This is a genomic window from Massilia sp. Root335 (assembly GCF_001425685.1).
Lineage (GTDB): Bacteria > Pseudomonadota > Gammaproteobacteria > Burkholderiales > Burkholderiaceae_D > Telluria > Telluria luteola.
Window position 1 is genome coordinate 170,018 of the sequence record NZ_LMCY01000005.1, and the last position, 15,556, is coordinate 185,573.

The following is a 15,556-nucleotide window of genomic DNA, read 5'->3' on the forward strand; positions in this document are numbered from 1 at the left end:
TGAGTACTGTTGATATGCGAAAGTTTAGCATGCAAACTATTTTCATGCAACGCATGGCGGACACGGCGCTATCCTTAGCGTCAGCCGTAGGGTGGGCAACTCGACCGATAACGGCGGCATGGACGTGCGGCATGCGCTGCCCACGCGTGACGTGTGCATCGTGTTGGCCGGGCATGAGCCGGTTGAACGCGTGGGCGCGGGGCGCCCACCCTACCCGTAGTGCGAGTGCATCGTGTTGGCCGGGCATGAGCCGGTTGAGCGTGTGCGCACGGGGCGCCCACGTTACCCGTGACGCGACGGCCGCTGGTCAGGCGTCAGGCTGCGGCAGCGATCCGGCGCAGCTCCGCCGGCGTCACGAACTCGGTGGCGCACGCCTGCTCACGCAGGGCTTCGATGGCGGCATAACCCCAGTGCACGGCCCCGAACGCCACGCCGGCCTTGCGCGCGGCTTCGGCGTCGGTGGCCTGGTCGCCGATGTAGAGCGCATCCGCGGGCGCCACGCCGCAGGCCTTGAGCACGGCGCGGATGCGGCTCGCTTTGCCGAAGACGGACATGCCGCAGTCGAAGCGCCGGATCAGCGCCGCCAGTTCCGGCCCCAGCACCGCGCGCACGTTGTGCTCGGAATTCGACGACACGACGGTGAGCGGCACGCCGTAATCGTGCAGGTGCCGCAGCGCGTCCGCGATGCCGTCGAACAGGGGAATAGCGTGGGCGCTGTCCTGCATCATCGCCACGAAGGTCTTCGAGGCCAGCGGCAGCTTCCAGGCCGGCATGCCGACGTGGTCCATCATCTGGCGCACGCCGAGGTGGCGCAACTCGCCGGCGCGTTCGATGTCGATCCGGCGAAACGCGTGGCGGTCGGCGACCGTGTTGAAGACGCTGACGAAAAAGGGAAACGAGTCGGCCAACGTGCCGTCGAAATCGAACATGGCGAGGCGGTAAGTCATGCGCACATGGTACACGCCGCGCCACGTGGGCGACGATCAGCCGTCGATGGCCTTGCGGGTGAGCGCCGGATCGTCCGAGAACAGCCCATCGATGTCCGTCTCGAGATAGCGCCGGATCTCCGCGACCGACCCTGCGTCGTGGCGCGCGCTCAAGCCGGCGCCGTCGCGGAAGTCGGCCGCGAGGAAGGCGTTCTCCGGACGGAAGGTCCAGACGACGACCTGCAAGCGGGCCTTGTGCCATTGAAGCCGTGCACGAGCAGCGCCAGGTTCTGCTCATTGTTGCCCCACGGGTCGGCCGGCTGGAAGCGCACGCCCGGCAGCGTCTGCAATGCCTTCAGCGGATTCACGCCTGGCAGCACCTTCTGCATCTCCGCGCCGGACATGGCAACCGACGAGCGCGTTTTGCGGGTCGAGATCTCGACGGTGGCAATGGTGCCGGCGGGCGTTTTTGCACAGCCGCCTGATCAAGCGCGCACATTGCTTTGCGCTTGCACATCGGTCTACCTCAACTAATCTGATTCGAGTCAATCTCACAACAACAATCGGAGACAACATGGCAATCCTGATCAAGGCAAGACATCTTGCCGGCATCCTCATTGGCTTTCTCGGCACGAGCGCCTTCGCGGCGGTCGTCGCGCTCCCCAAATACAACGTCAGCGTGAACGACGTATCCGTCTCCGGCTTTTCGTCCGGCGCCGACATGGCCGTGCAGATGCATTTCGCGTATTCGAAGACGGTCAGGAAGGGCGCGGGCGTCATCGCCGGCGGCCCTTATTACTGCTCGCAGGGCAATGCCGCGATCTCGATCGGCCCGTGCATGGCGAATACCGGCTCGCGCAATCTGCCGTACCTGACGTCGGTGGTGAATACGTGGTCGGGCAATGGCTATATCGACCCGACCAGCAATATGGCGGCATCGAAGGTCTATTTGTTGTCGGGAACGATCGATTCCACGGTGCGCCAGCCCGTCATGGACGATCTCAAGACGATGTATGGCAGTTACCTCCCGGCCGCCAATATCTATTACAAGAACAATCTCGCGGCCGAGCATTCGGTCCCGACGGATTTCTTCGGCAACGGCTGCGCCATCAACGGCAGCCCTTACGTCGACAACTGCAACTTCGATACCGCGGGCGAAATCCTGAAATGGATTTATGGACCGCTGAATCCCAAGAATACGGGCACCCTGAGCGGCAGTTTTATTAATTTCGACCAGTCCGTCTTCTGGGGCAACTTCAACCCGAATACTTACAGCATGGCCAGCAGCGGCTACGCCTACGTGCCGGCGCCCTGCGCGGCGGGACAGTCATGCCGGTTGCACGTGGCATTCCACGGCTGCCTGCAAAGCGCCTCCGTCGTTGGCACGGCCTTTTATCAGAATGCGGGCTATAACCGCTGGGCCGATACGAACAACATCATCGTGCTGTATCCGCAAACGATCGTCACGGCGAACAATCCGGGCGGTTGCTGGGACTGGTGGGGTTACGAGGACGTGAATTTCCCGGCCAAGAGCGGCGGGCAGATGGTCGCCATCAAGACCATGATCGACAAGATCGTCAGCGGCAACAAGGCGGCGCCGTTCACGTGCAGCCACTGGTATGCCAGCAATGTGTCGCACGTGGCAGCCGGCCGGGCTTATATCGGCGCCGATGGCCAGGTGTATGCGAAGAATTCGAACCAGTATCTGGGGTATTACATGCTGATGGCGTATACGGATGTCAGGCAGACGTCGGCGGGGTATTACGCGTATGGTAGTTGTTCTTGAGCGAACAGACTGTCATGCGTCGCGATGTCGTTTTGCTTGACGAAACGCATCGCGCGTCTGCTGGGTTCGGGTGAATACTTCGTGTCTTCATCGCAGAAGTGATTCACCCTCAACCTTGGAGACGACTTCATGGCAATCGACGTGTATCTGCAAATTGATGGTATCAAAGGAGAGTCGCAGGATTCCGCTCACCAGGGATGGATTGAACTGACGTCTGCCCAGTGGGGTGTTTTGCAGCCCAAGTCAGCGACGGCGTCGACTGCTGGCGGCCACACAGCCGAACGTTGCGAACACCGTAGCATTACGGTAACGAAGCTCGCCGATCTGTCGTCACCCCTGTTGATGCAGGTCTGTTCGGCAGGGAAGACAATTCCTAAAGCCAAGCTTGAATTCATGCGTGCCGACAGCGACGGCAAGCCGGTCAAGTATTACGAGGTTGAACTGGAAAACGTGTTGATTGGCGGCGTGAATCAGGCTGCTCATGAAGGTGGCATTCTCCAGGATTCCGTGGCCCTCAAGTTTTCGAAGGTCAAATGGAAATACACCCAGCAGAAAATCGGCGGTGGCGCAGGCGGCAACACGGCCGGCGGCTGGGACTTGGCAACCAATCGCATCATGTGAGTGGAGGCTGGCCATGCCCGAAGTCCAACCCAGAGATTCGCGTGGTTACTTCATGCTCCCGCAAGCTCCCGAAGATGCAGGCTATTACGTGGATGGCACGCCGGATCAGGGAGGCGGGCAATATGCCCATCCCGCGATGATGACGCTGATCCTATTCATCGAACATCAGCTTGCCGGGCGGCGGCAAGTTCAAACCGCATGCTTCACATAAGAATGGCCTGCAGGTCGACATCCGCCCTTTGCGAAAAGATGGCGCTTGTGTTGCAGTAAATTATTTTCAGGCCGGTTATGACAGAGAAGCCACGGAAAGGCTTATCGGTCTCTTTCAGTCGCATCCTGCGGTGATCAAAGTGTACTTCAACGATCTGAGTATTCCAGGCGTCCTGCCGCTAAAGAATCACGACAATCACTTCCATGTGGAAGTACGGGCAAGCACAATATGAAGAAGACTTTGGCAATCTTGGGTACAACCTCGCTGCTTACTTTGGCATACGCTGGCGAGCAACTCCATCGGCCGGCGCCATATCGGCCGTTCAAGGGCGAATACACCATTTACTCCGGCGACTTGGGTGACCAGCAGGCGCCGACCAAGGAGGATCGCAAGTTGTCTTTCATCGTCGAAGGCCAATCGGCAAAGGACATCTTCAATGCGATCCCTCCAGATGACAAGGAAACGTGCATCAGGGAGAAGGGTGCGCGCAGCCGGAGCAAGGAGAATGTGTGGTGCACATTCGCACCCGCTGACGGGTATACCTGTTACTTCGGTTTTGATCTGAAAACAGGTAAGAGCATCGCCGGCGGAACCTGCTGACGGCGCGATTTCTGCACCGGCGATGCCGCTTTGACCGCTTCGCGCGGCCGGGATCCTCCGCAAAACTCGATCTCGGCCACTATTTGTAAAACTGATTTGCATCTTTATGTAACAAGCTTTACGAGGTGTAAAGCGTGGTCCCGCACGAGTCAGCTCGGCTATCATGGCCGCCCGCTCAACTGTATCGACAACTTTGTTGCTTGATTGGCATTGGGCAACTTTGAATGGCTGGGCTCACACATGAAAGATTCGGGAGTGTCCGGACCGAACGCAGCGGTCCAAAAACAGTTTGGCTTGATCAACCTCTTGAAAGCCGGTGCTGCGCAACTGATCGTGCTGCATCACCTTGCGTTCTACGGCCCGATGGCCGACGCCGCGCGGCCGTTGATGCCGTCGATCATCGACTGGCTCGACCACAATGGCCGCATCGCCGTCCAGGCCTTCCTCGTCATCAGCGGCTTCCTCGTCGCGAAATCCCTGTCGCCCGCTGGCCTGCCCGGCATCGGCAACCCGCTGGGCACGATCTGGCGTCGCTACATCAAGTTGGCCCCGCCATTCATCGTGGCCATGTTCCTGGCGATCGGCGCGTCCGCGCTCGCGCGCACGTGGATGGTCCACGATTCGATCTCGGCGCCGCCCAATCTGTCCCAGCTGGCCGCGCACGTTCTCCTGCTGCAAAGCGTGCTGGGCTATGAGTCGCTGTCCGCCGGCGCCTGGTATGTCGCCATCGATTTCCAGTTGTATGCGCTGATCACCGGCCTGCTGTGGCTGGGTGGACGCATCGCCGGCAACCGGCCCACGACCTGGCTGATGCCCCTGCTGGTGACGCTGGGCGTGAGCATCTCCTTGCTGTACTTCAATCGCGACGCCGATTTCGACGTGTGGGCACCCTATTTCTTCGGCAGCTACGGCCTGGGCATTCTCGCGTGGTGGGCGAGCGATCCGCGCCGGCCGTTCATCGCGACGTTCGCTTTGCTGTTGATGATGATCGTGCCGACCGTGCTGGCGCTGGGACTCGATTTCCGGATCCGCATCGCGGTGGCGGCGGTGGTTGCCAGCGTCCTGTTCCTGTTCGGCCGCACGCGGCTGAGCACGTACGCAAGCTCGGGCTGGTCCGTCGTCAATTACCTCGGCAAGATCTCGTACTCAATTTTTCTCGTACACTTTCCGGTGTGCCTCGTCGTGAACGCGGCGTTCACGCGCTTCGTGCCGGACGATGCGTATCTGCAAGGTGCCGGCGTGGTGTGGGCATGGGCGGCCAGCGTGGCGGCGGGTGCCCTGTTTTTCCACTGGGTCGAGACGCCCCTCGGGCGATTCCTGTCCGGGTTGGCGCAGCCGGCCGCGGTGCGGCCGTTTGCCGCGAAGCCGGCCAGAGTGCGGAGCTAAAACGAAAGTCAGCATCAGTTGCTGACTTTTTTTTGTATTGAAGATAGTCTGTGCCAATCAGACGAAGGTGGACACGATGAACACCCAGATCCTGGCACTCGATATTGCGGGCAATCCGTTCGACTGGATCCCGCCAGAAGACGCGATTTTGTATTACGTAACCGGCAAGGTGGCCTGGGAATTGGGCGACCGCGAGTTCGTTTTCCGCGGCGGCTATTCCCGTTCAGGCGTGCAGTCGAAGATCGCGGTCAAGCCGATTATTGCCATCGCCGGCAGCGAGATCATGACGCGCATGTTCAAGGTCGGACTGCCGCTGACGCACCAGAACGATCTCCTGTTCAAGCGCGACCGTTATACCTGTGCCTACTGCGGCAACCGCTTCGCGCACAAGGACCTGTCGCGCGACCATATCCTGCCGAAGTCGCGCGGCGGCAAAGACACGTGGATGAACTGCGTAACCGCCTGCAAACGCTGCAATCAGGAGAAAGGCAATCTGCTGGTCGAGCAATTCCGGCCGCTGATCTACGTACCTTACGTGCCATGCCGCGCGGAGCATTACCTGCTGAGGGGCCGCAATATTCTTGCTGACCAACACGAGTATTTGACGGCACAGCTGCCAAAGCATAGCCGGTTGTTGAATTGACGGTCACGTACGAATAACAGCATCGATGCAAATGGCCTTTGCGATCCGGTCATTGCTGAGCATCGCCAATGCCGTCGCGGCGCGATCGGGAAGGCGGTTTAAAAACAAAAAGCCCGCCGAAGCGGGCCCGATTCACGCAGCCGGGGCTCAGACCTTGCGGCGGCGTGCAATACCGGAACCGATCAGGCCCAGGCCGAACAATGCCAGCGTGGCCGGCTCAGGCACATTCGTGGTGTCCTTGTGCAGGCGGACCGCCAGCGATTCGTTGCAGCTGCCTTCGCAACCGCCGCCGATGTCGCCATCAGCCAGGCTCCACTGACCTACGGCGCCCTGGCCCCAGTCGATCCAGTTGCTCGTCGTAAACCACGGGCTTGCGACCGCGACGTCGAACAGCGGGTCGCCATCGACGACGTATTGCAGATTGGCGCCGCTGGCTTCGTCCAGGTTGTTGCCGGTCTTGTAGTCGACGTTCGCGCCGACTTTCGCGAAATTCTGGGCGGTCAGGCCGCCGATTTCGTTATATTGCGCGTTGGTCATGCGATCCCAGCCATACGCCTGCTGGTACGAAAAATCGATGCCGCCCGGGGTAGCGAACTGGCTCCATGGCGAAATCCACGCGATGTCATATTTGCCGACAGTGATGTAGGCGCTTTCCGGAAGTTCCGTGGTGACAAGCACGCTGGCGCTGGCAACTTGGCTGATCAGCAGCGTGGCCGCAGCCATCGAGATCAGGATGTTCTTCATTTTGGATTCCTTTATAGTTTTAGCTTCGTGAAAGCATCGCTAAATGCAATAGAGCAATTCGTATGCCAAACCTGATAAGTCCTTGAAAATACTTGCTTTTTTTCAATGGAATTTCATGGCGAGGAGAAGGTTGTCAGATTTTCCGACAACGGGATGGCAAAACACTCTGTCTTGCCGCTTGCGCCAAGAAAAAAGCCCCCGGAGGGGCTTTGAACGGAAGGGGGACGCCGGCAAAAACATCATGTTCGCGGTAGACGCTTTTGCCGGATTCTCAATAACTGTGTCGCCCGATTCCATCGGTTTTCACTTTTCCCGTTGGCCGATCATCAGACGTCAATATTCCCCGCCTGCAGCGCATTCGACTCGATAAAGTGACGACGCGGCTCGACCTCGTCACCCATCAGCGTGGTAAAGATCTGGTCCGCCGCAATCGCGTCCTCGATCTGCACCTTCAGCAGGCGGCGCACGGTCGGATCCATGGTCGTTTCCCACAACTGCTCGGGATTCATCTCGCCCAGACCTTTATAGCGCTGCTTGGAGACGCCGCGCTCGGCTTCTTCGCGCAGCCATTCCATGGCCTGCTGGAAGTCGCGGACGGCGAATTCCTTCATCTTGTCGCCTTCGCCGCGGCGGATGATGGCGCCTTCGCCCATCAGGCCCTGGAACGTTTCGGCCGAGTTTTCCAGCGTCCGGTAATCGGCGCCGGCGACGAAGTCGGCGTCGATCGAGGTCACTTGCACGTTGCCGTAGTGGATGCGTTCGATGCGCAGGCTGTGCTTGTCCGACAGTTCGTCGGAGCGCACGCCCACCTTCACGCTCGGGTCGTGGATCGCGTTCGCCAGTGCTTCGCCCGATTTCTCGGCCGCTTCCTGGCTCGACAGGTCCAGCTTCACGCCGGTCATGATGGCGGACAGGGCCGCGCGGTCGATCACGCGCGACAGGCGCATCATGATCGCGTTGGCCTTGTTGTACTTGTCGACCAGGTCGCCCAGCGCGCCGTCGGTGACCGGCTCCGCGCCTTCCTTCGGCAGCAGCGCGGCGCCGTTCAGGGCGAAGCGCATCATGTAGCTCGCTTCCTCCACGTCGTCCTTGAGGTAGCGCTCGTCGCGGCCGGCTTTGACCTTGTACAGCGGCGGCTGCGCGATGTAGATGTGGCCGCGCTCGACCAGTTGCGGCATCTGGCGGTAGAACAGGGTCAGCAGCAGGGTGCGGATGTGGGCGCCGTCGACGTCCGCGTCGGTCATGATGATGATGCGGTGGTAGCGCAGCTTGTCGACGTTGAACTCGTCCGGGCCGATCGACGTGCCCAGGGTCGCGATCAGGGTCGTGATCTGTTCCGACGACAGCATCTTTTCGAAGCGCGCCTTTTCCACGTTCAGCACCTTGCCGCGCAGCGGCAGGATGGCCTGGAACTTGCGGTCGCGGCCCTGCTTGGCGGAACCGCCTGCGGAGTCACCCTCGACGATGTACAGCTCGGCCAGCGCCGGGTCGCGTTCCTGGCAGTCCGCCAGTTTCGACGACAGGCCCAGGCCGTCCATCACGCCCTTGCGGCGCGTGAGGTCGCGGGCCTTGCGCGCGGCTTCGCGTGCGCGCGCGGCTTCCACAATCTTGCCGCAGATGATCTTGGCGTCGTTCGGCTTTTCCATCAGGAAGTCGGTGAGCGTCTTCGCCACGATTTCCTCGACCGGGCCGCGCACTTCCGACGACACGAGCTTGTCTTTCGTTTGCGACGAGAACTTCGGCTCAGGCACTTTTACCGACAGCACGCAGGTCAGGCCCTCGCGCATGTCGTCGCCGGAGATCTCGACCTTCGCCTTCTTGGCGAAATCGTTCTCGTCGATGTATTTGTTGATCACGCGCGTCATCGCCGCGCGCAGGCCGGTCAGGTGGGTGCCGCCGTCGCGCTGCGGGATATTGTTCGTGAAGCACAGCACCTGCTCGTTATAGGCGTCGTTCCACTGCATCGACACGTCCACCGAGATATTGGTGCCGTTTTCCGACTGGCGCTCGCCGGTGGCCTGGAACACGGTCGGGTGCAGGACGGTCTTGGCCTTGTTGATGTATTCCACGAAGCCGCGGGTGCCGCCCTCGAAGGCAAAGATTTCTTCCTTGCCGGTGCGCTGGTCGGTCAGCTTGATGTTGACGCCGTTGTTCAGGAACGAGAGTTCGCGGATGCGCTTCGACAGGATCTCGTAGTGGAATTCGACGTGCGTGAAGATTTCCTCGTCGGCCCAGAAATGCACGTCGGTGCCACGCTTGTCGGTTTCGCCGATGACCTTGATCGGAGAGACTTCAAAACCGTCGCGGATTTCGATTTCGCGGTTCAGCGGGACGCCGCGTTCGAATTCCATCTGGTGCACCTTGCCGTTCTGGCGCACGGTCACGCGCAGCAGCTTCGACAGCGCATTCACGCACGACACGCCGACGCCGTGCAGGCCGCCGGACACTTTATAGGCATTCTGGTTGAACTTGCCGCCGGCGTGCAATTCCGTCAGGGCGATCTCGGTCGCCGAGCGTTTCGGCTCGTGCTTGTCGTCCATCTTGACGCCGGTCGGGATGCCGCGGCCGTTGTCGGTAACCGAGATCGAATTGTCGGAGTGGATCGTGACGTGGATCTCGGTGCAGTAGCCGGCCAGCGCCTCGTCGATCGAGTTATCGAGCACCTCGAACACCAGGTGGTGCAGGCCGGTGCCATCCGACGTGTCGCCGATGTACATGCCCGGACGCTTGCGTACGGCTTCCAGGCCTTCCAGGATCTGGATCGACGCGGCGCCGTATTCTTCCACTTTGGGTAGAGAGGCTTCCAAAACTGCTTGAGTGTTCTCGGACATGACTGCTTTCTCAAATAACGTGTGAATCAGACGGCGGGCGCGTGGCCTTGCGGTCTTGGATCGTCGGTCGGCCGGGCCGCAATGCATGAATGCCGCGCAGGCGGGAATCCATGCATCGCTGCATCAGCTCTTGCCGCAAACAGGACGGCAAACAACGAATATATGGGCGCTTTGCCCGAATTAAATACGCATCGGCATGACGACGTACTTGAAGTCGCCATTGTCGGGAATCGACATCAGTGCCGACGAATTCGAATCGCCCAGCGAAATGTTCACCTGGTCGCACTTGAGGTTGTTCAGCACGTCCAGCAGGTACGTGACGTTGAAGCCGATGTCGATCGTGTCGCCGCCGTAGTCGATTTCCAGTTCTTCGACAGCTTCTTCCTGGTCGGCGTTGGTCGAGCTGATCTTCATCGAACCCGGGGAGATCATGCAGCGCACGCCCTTGAACTTGTCGCTCGTCATGATCGCCGCGCGTTGCAGCGAACGCAGCAGTTCTTCGCGGCTGATCGTGAAGTCGTTCTTGTAGCCTTTCGGGATCACGCGGGTGTAATCCGGGAATTTGCCTTCCACCAGCTTCGACACGAGTTCGATGTCGGCGAAGGTCAGCTTGACCTGCGAGGCGGCGATGTCGAGGCGGACGGTGTCGTCGCTTTCTTCCAGCAGGCGCTGCAGTTCCAGGATGGTCTTGCGCGGGATGATCACTTCCTGGCGCTCGAAGTGCTGCTCGGCCGTTACTTGCGAGAACGCGAGGCGGTGGCCGTCGGTGGCGACGGCGATCACGTTATTACCGTCCAGCACCAGCAGCAGGCCGTTCAGGTAGTAGCGGATGTCCTGCTGGGCCATCGCGAAGTGCACCATGTTGAACAGGTGCTTCAGCGTCTTTTGCGGCAGCGTGACGGTCGCGTTGTAGGTGTCGGCCACGGACACCGTGGGAAATTCCTCGGCCGCCAGCGTCTGCAGCGCGAAGCGCGACTTGCCGCTCTGCACGGTGAGGCGCTTGTTCAGCAGGGTCATCGTGACGTCGCCGGATTCCGGCAGCGCGCGCAGGATGTCGAGCAGCTTGCGCGCCGCGACGGTCGTGCCGGCTTCTTCGGGACCGGAGCCGATATTGGCCAGGGTCGTGATCTGCACCTCGGTGTCGGTCGACAGGAACGAGACGCTCTCGCCATTCTTGCGGATGAGGATATTGGCCAGAATCGGCATGGTGTGCCGACGCTCGACAATACCACTCACGATCTGCAGTGGCCGGAGAAGCGTGTCTCGGGTGGATTTGACCAGTTGCATAGATATCCTCGATTAGGGGTAAAAATGTTGTTTGCGCAATATTTTGCCAGAAATCATCGGGGGAGCAGCCTTTCCCCCTTACGCATCAGCCTTTCAGGGTCTGTTCCAGCACGTGCAACTCGTGGTTGCATTCGGCGTTCTTGGTCCGGTCCTGGGCGATCTTGCGCACCGCATGCAGCACCGTCGTATGGTCGCGGCCGCCGAACAGTTCGCCGATTTCCGGCAGACTTTTTTGCGTCAGCTCTTTCGCCAGATACATCGCGATCTGACGCGGACGCGCGATGTTCGCCGGGCGGCGTTTCGAATACATGTCCGCGACCTTGATATTGAAAAAGTCGGCCACGGTCTTCTGGATGTTTTCCACCGAGATCTGGCGGTTCTGCACCGACAGCAGATCCTTCAGCGCTTCCTTCACGACGTCGATCGTGATGTCCTTGCCGTGGAAACGCGAGTACGCGAGGATCTTGCGCAGCGCGCCTTCCAGCTCGCGCACGTTCGAGCGCAGGTGTTTCGCGACGAAGAAGGCGACGTCGTCGTTCAGCATCACGCCTTCCGATTCCGCTTTCTTCATGAGGATCGCCACGCGCATTTCCAGCTCCGGCGGTTCGATCGCGACCGTGAGGCCGGAGTCGAAGCGCGAGATCAGGCGGTCGTCCATGCCGGTGATCTCTTTCGGATAGGTATCCGACGTGATGATGATCTGTTTCTTGGCCGCGATCAGCGCTTCGAACGCATAGAAAAATTCTTCCTGCGTGCGGCTTTTGCCGCCGAAGAATTGAATATCGTCGATGAGCAGCATGTCCAGCGAGTGGTAGTAATGCTTGAAGTCATCGAAGCCCTTGCGCTGATAGGCCGTCACGACGTCGCGCACATACTGTTCCGCATGGATGTAGCGGATGCGTGCGCCCGGCTGGTCGGCCATCACCTGGTTGCCGATCGCGTGGATCAGGTGGGTCTTACCGAGGCCGACGCCGCCGTAGAAGAACAGCGGGTTGTACGAGACGCCCGGATTGTTGGCGACCTGGATCGCGGCGGCGCGCGCCAGCTGGTTCGCCTTACCGGTCACGAAGTTCTCGAACGTGAGGTCCGGATTGACGCGGCTCTGTTCGCGGCGCGGATTGTTCGCGATGACGTTGTCCGGCGTCACGACGGGCATTTCCGGCACGGTCTTGTCGGCGGCGGCGTTCACGCCCAGCGCACCCGTCATGGCGGGCGCGGAGGACGGTGCCGCTACCGTTTTCTTCGGCATGCTGTTCTTGGGGTCGAGCACGAACTGCACGTCGACCGGCCGCTGGAAATAATCGGACGCGAACGATGTGATGCGGTTGGCGAACTGCGACTTCACCCAGTCGAGTTTGAAGCGATTGGGCGCTGCAATGCGCAGCTTGCCGTCCTCGTAGTCGAGGGCGACAAGTGGTTTGATCCACGCGGTATATTGCTGCGGTGTCAGCTCGAGCTCCAACTGGTTGGAACAGGTCTGCCAAAAGTTATCCATACATCGACTAGGTTAAGCGTAACACTCTATTTTACCTGTGTTCTCGCAAGTTATCCACAGGCGATTCGCGAATTTTCCACCGAAACCGGACAGCTTGTCCGATGGCTTTGTATACAGGTGCAACCGTTTGCGGCGCACAAAAACGCAGCGGCAACACAACGGCTTCCTTGACAGCCAAACCAAAAATGATGTCTAATTCAGGGTTCCCCGCCCGTACGATTTGTTAATCCAACAATGAGCACACAGGCGACAAGCTTTGCTGTGGCGTGACGCTGGCTTAACAACTGCGAAATGTCATTGGCGCAATGCTGACTCAGCGTGAGCTCAGCCCCGATTTTTTGCATTCTATTTTGCTTTAAGCGAGACCACCATGAAACGTACTTACCAACCTTCCGTCGTTCGTCGCAAGCGCACGCACGGCTTCCGCGCACGTATGGCTACCCGTGGTGGCCGCCTTGTCCTGAACGCTCGCCGCGCCAAGGGCCGCAAGCGCCTGGCTGTCTAAGCCTGCGAAGCCGCATCGACCACGCCTACGTCACATGACAGGCGAAGGTTCGCACGACTTCGCGCGCGTTCGGCGTATCGTAAAAACGGATGAGTTTTCATCCGTTTTTCGTTTGCGCCCTGCACAAAAAACCGCGCATTTCGTGCTTTATACCCGACCGAATGCCCTGCCTCATGCGCGGCTGGGCGTCGTCGCGGCCAAGCGTTTTGCGCCGCGCGCGGTCACGCGCAACACCATCAAGCGCATCACCCGCGAACTGTTCCGCACCATGCCGCTGCCGGCGCTCGACTGCATCGTCCGTCTGGCCCGTCCCGTCAACGGCAAGGACGGTCCGGCCACGACGTCCGCCCTGAAGGCGCTGCTGCGCGTCGAACTGGCGCGCCTGTTCGCGTCGCAGGCACCGCGTGTCCGGAAAGCCGATCAGGCCGGCGCCGCCGCTCCACAGGCGGCGAGCGTTGCGCCTTCAGGTTCGCAACCGGGATTATCATGAACCGGTTGCTCGTCTGGCTGTTGCGCGGTTACCAGTTGCTGGTGTCTCCGATGCTCGGGCAGAACTGCCGTTTCTATCCGACCTGTTCCAATTACGCGATCGAGGCCGTCAAGGTCCACGGCGCCGCGCGCGGTGGCTGGCTGGCCGTGCGCCGCGTCTGCCGCTGCCATCCGTGGAACGACGGCGGCGTCGACCTGGTGCCGCGTCCCGGAGAGCAGCATTCCTCACCAACCGCTTGCGGTTGCAAGCATTCCTGAATAAGACCAATGGAAATCAATAAACGTACCATCCTGTGGATCGTGTTCGCCGTCGCACTGGTCGTCCTGTGGAACGACTGGATGGTGGCCAACGGCAAGCAGTCGATGTTCTCGGCGCAGCCGCCGGCCAAGGTCGCGCAAGCCCCTAACCCGGTCAAGCCGAACGACCTGCCGACTGCCGCCACGCCGGCCCCGGCCGCGACCGTCCCGGGCGCGCCTGCCGCGCCCGCACCGGTCCAGACCCAGGTCATCACGATCACCACCGACGTCGTCAAGGCCGACATCGACACGGCCGGCGGCGTCATTCGCCGCCTGGAGCTGCTCAAGTACCGCGACAAGGTCGACCCGACCAAGAACCAGGTGCTGTTCCAGAGCAATGGCCCGCGCGTCTACCTGGCCCAGACGGGCTTGACGGGCACCAGCACGGCCGGCGTCCTGCCGAACCACAACACCGCCTTCACGGCCCGTCCGGGCGTGCGCACGCTGGACAATGGCAACCAGGTGCAACTCGTGCTGGACGCGGAGCAGGGCGGCGTGCGCCTGACCAAGACCTTCACGTTCAAGCGCAACGACTACGTGATCGACGTGCGCCACGACGTGACGAACCTGACCCAGGCACCGGTGACCCCGTCGCTGTACTTCCAGCTGGAGCATGACGGCATGAAGCCGGCAGGCGACACCTATTTCAACAGCAGCTACACGGGCCCCACGCTGTGGACGTCGCAGGATCACTACCAGAAGCTGACCTTCGACAAGATCGCCAAGGGCACGGACGACCACACGAAGACGGCGACCGACGGCTGGATCGCGATTTCGCAGCACTTCTTCGTCTCGGCGTTCATTCCGCCGGAAAAGGCGCAGCGCGACATCTACACGAAGGCCCTGGGCAACGACCTGTTCGCCATCGGCGCCGTCGAGCCGCTGGGCACCGTGGCGCCGGGCGCGACCGTCTCCAACGCCGCGCGCCTGTACTCGGGTCCGCAAGTGCAGAGCCTGCTGGAAAAAGTGACCCCGGGCCTGGACCTGGTGCGCGACTACGCCTGGGCCGCGATCATCGCCAAGCCGATCTTCGCCACGATGAACTGGCTGCACTCGATGATCGGCAACTGGGGCTGGACCATCATCGCCTTCACCATCCTGATCAAGCTGCTGTTCTTCCCGCTGTCGGCGGCCGGCTACCGCAGCATGGCCAAGATGAAGACCGTGACGCCGAAGATGCAGGCGCTGCGCGAGCGTCATAAAAACGATCCGGCCAAGATGCAGCAGGCCACGATGGAGCTGTACAAGGCCGAGAAGATCAACCCGCTGGGCGGCTGCCTGCCGATCGTCGTGCAGATGCCGGTGTTCCTGGCCCTGTACTGGGTGCTGCAGGCCGCGGTCGAGATGCGCGGCGCGACCTGGCTGTGGATTCCCGACCTGACCTTGAAGGATCCGTTCTTCATCCTGCCGGTCCTGTACGCGATCTCGATGTTCATCACGCAGCGCCTGAATCCGCAACCGGCCGATCCGATGCAGGCCAAGATGATGATGTTCATGCCGCTGGCGTTCTCGGTCATGTTCCTGTTCTTCCCGTCCGGCCTCGTGCTGTACTGGGTGGTGAACAACCTGATCTCGATGGCGCAGCAGTACGTCATCACCAAGAAGTTCGCGCCGGCCAAGTAAGCCTGGCCTGGTGACCGAAAAGCCCGTGTCCGCACGGGCTTTTTTGTTTCTGACCGGAACGTGCACCGATGCCATCAGCACGCGCACCTTCGATCAACTACAATCGCACCCC

At 60.7% G+C, this 15,556-nt stretch carries 16 protein-coding genes; 10 read left to right on the forward strand and 6 right to left on the reverse strand.

Annotated elements, in window-relative coordinates; all coding sequences use genetic code 11:
- Positions 1 to 314 precede the first annotated feature (314 nt).
- Together ASC93_RS04925 and ASC93_RS30355 are read right to left on the reverse strand one after the other, a co-directional pair.
- Positions 315 to 947 carry an HAD hydrolase-like protein gene (locus ASC93_RS04925; RefSeq protein ID WP_056438097.1) on the reverse strand — a complete coding sequence of 211 codons (633 nt, stop codon included), beginning with the start codon at positions 945 to 947 and terminating at the stop codon, positions 315 to 317.
- A 36-nt stretch (positions 948 to 983) separates the two neighbouring features.
- Positions 984 to 1,172: a hypothetical protein gene (locus ASC93_RS30355; protein ID WP_056437970.1), complete on the reverse strand. Its 189-nt coding sequence runs from the start codon at positions 1,170 to 1,172 to the stop codon at positions 984 to 986.
- A 328-nt stretch (positions 1,173 to 1,500) separates the two neighbouring features.
- On the opposite strand from ASC93_RS30355, the gene ASC93_RS04940 reads away from it, so the two are divergent.
- The 6 genes from ASC93_RS04940 to ASC93_RS04960 all read left to right on the forward strand — a co-directional run bounded on the left by ASC93_RS04940 (position 1,501) and on the right by ASC93_RS04960 (position 6,173).
- On the forward strand, positions 1,501 to 2,712 hold the full coding sequence (locus tag ASC93_RS04940) for a PHB depolymerase family esterase (protein ID WP_056437976.1): 1,212 nt from the start codon (positions 1,501 to 1,503) through the stop codon (positions 2,710 to 2,712).
- Positions 2,713 to 2,841: 129 nt separating this feature from the next.
- Positions 2,842 to 3,333, forward strand: a complete 492-nt coding sequence (locus ASC93_RS04945; protein WP_056437979.1) for a type VI secretion system tube protein Hcp — start codon at positions 2,842 to 2,844, stop codon at positions 3,331 to 3,333.
- A gap of 13 nt (positions 3,334 to 3,346) precedes the next feature.
- Positions 3,347 to 3,544, forward strand: a complete 198-nt coding sequence (locus ASC93_RS30360; protein WP_157201750.1) for a hypothetical protein — start codon at positions 3,347 to 3,349, stop codon at positions 3,542 to 3,544.
- A gap of 228 nt (positions 3,545 to 3,772) precedes the next feature.
- Positions 3,773 to 4,144 carry a hypothetical protein gene (locus tag ASC93_RS04950; protein ID WP_056437982.1) on the forward strand — a complete coding sequence of 124 codons (372 nt, stop codon included), beginning with the start codon at positions 3,773 to 3,775 and terminating at the stop codon, positions 4,142 to 4,144.
- Between the two features lie 306 nt (positions 4,145 to 4,450).
- The gene (locus ASC93_RS04955; RefSeq protein ID WP_307188969.1) at positions 4,451 to 5,530 is read left to right on the forward strand and encodes an acyltransferase; all 1,080 of its coding nucleotides are present in this window, start codon (positions 4,451 to 4,453) and stop codon (positions 5,528 to 5,530) included.
- A gap of 76 nt (positions 5,531 to 5,606) precedes the next feature.
- On the forward strand, positions 5,607 to 6,173 hold the full coding sequence (locus ASC93_RS04960) for an HNH endonuclease (protein WP_056437990.1): 567 nt from the start codon (positions 5,607 to 5,609) through the stop codon (positions 6,171 to 6,173).
- Between the two features lie 147 nt (positions 6,174 to 6,320).
- On the opposite strand, the gene ASC93_RS31610 is transcribed toward ASC93_RS04960, so the two are convergent.
- The 4 genes from ASC93_RS31610 to dnaA form a co-directional block, all read right to left on the reverse strand.
- A complete protein-coding gene (locus ASC93_RS31610) occupies positions 6,321 to 6,917 on the reverse strand; it encodes a PEP-CTERM sorting domain-containing protein (RefSeq protein ID WP_056437993.1) in 597 nt (198 codons plus the stop codon).
- A 326-nt stretch (positions 6,918 to 7,243) separates the two neighbouring features.
- Positions 7,244 to 9,748 (reverse strand): DNA topoisomerase (ATP-hydrolyzing) subunit B, encoded by a 2,505-nt coding sequence (gyrB, locus tag ASC93_RS04970; protein ID WP_056437996.1) that lies wholly within the window; start codon positions 9,746 to 9,748, stop codon positions 7,244 to 7,246.
- A gap of 180 nt (positions 9,749 to 9,928) precedes the next feature.
- Positions 9,929 to 11,035, reverse strand: a complete 1,107-nt coding sequence (gene dnaN / locus ASC93_RS04975; RefSeq protein WP_056437999.1) for a DNA polymerase III subunit beta — start codon at positions 11,033 to 11,035, stop codon at positions 9,929 to 9,931.
- An 85-nt stretch (positions 11,036 to 11,120) separates the two neighbouring features.
- Complete coding sequence (gene dnaA, locus ASC93_RS04980) at positions 11,121 to 12,530, reverse strand: chromosomal replication initiator protein DnaA (RefSeq protein ID WP_056438002.1); 1,410 nt, start codon at positions 12,528 to 12,530, stop codon at positions 11,121 to 11,123.
- Positions 12,531 to 12,900: 370 nt separating this feature from the next.
- On the opposite strand from dnaA, the gene rpmH reads away from it, so the two are divergent.
- From rpmH to yidC, 4 genes are read left to right on the forward strand one after another with little or no spacing between them, the layout of a single operon-like run.
- Complete coding sequence (gene rpmH / locus ASC93_RS29460; RefSeq protein WP_075796440.1) at positions 12,901 to 13,035, forward strand: 50S ribosomal protein L34; 135 nt, start codon at positions 12,901 to 12,903, stop codon at positions 13,033 to 13,035.
- A 34-nt stretch (positions 13,036 to 13,069) separates the two neighbouring features.
- Positions 13,070 to 13,525 (forward strand): ribonuclease P protein component, encoded by a 456-nt coding sequence (rnpA, locus tag ASC93_RS04985; RefSeq protein WP_082547775.1) that lies wholly within the window; start codon positions 13,070 to 13,072, stop codon positions 13,523 to 13,525.
- On the forward strand, positions 13,522 to 13,782 hold the full coding sequence (gene yidD, locus ASC93_RS04990) for a membrane protein insertion efficiency factor YidD (protein WP_056438008.1): 261 nt from the start codon (positions 13,522 to 13,524) through the stop codon (positions 13,780 to 13,782). The genes rnpA and yidD overlap by 4 nt, the downstream gene beginning before the upstream one ends.
- Before the next feature lie 9 nt (positions 13,783 to 13,791).
- On the forward strand, positions 13,792 to 15,444 hold the full coding sequence (gene yidC / locus ASC93_RS04995) for a membrane protein insertase YidC (RefSeq protein WP_056438012.1): 1,653 nt from the start codon (positions 13,792 to 13,794) through the stop codon (positions 15,442 to 15,444).
- Positions 15,445 to 15,556 lie beyond the last annotated feature (112 nt).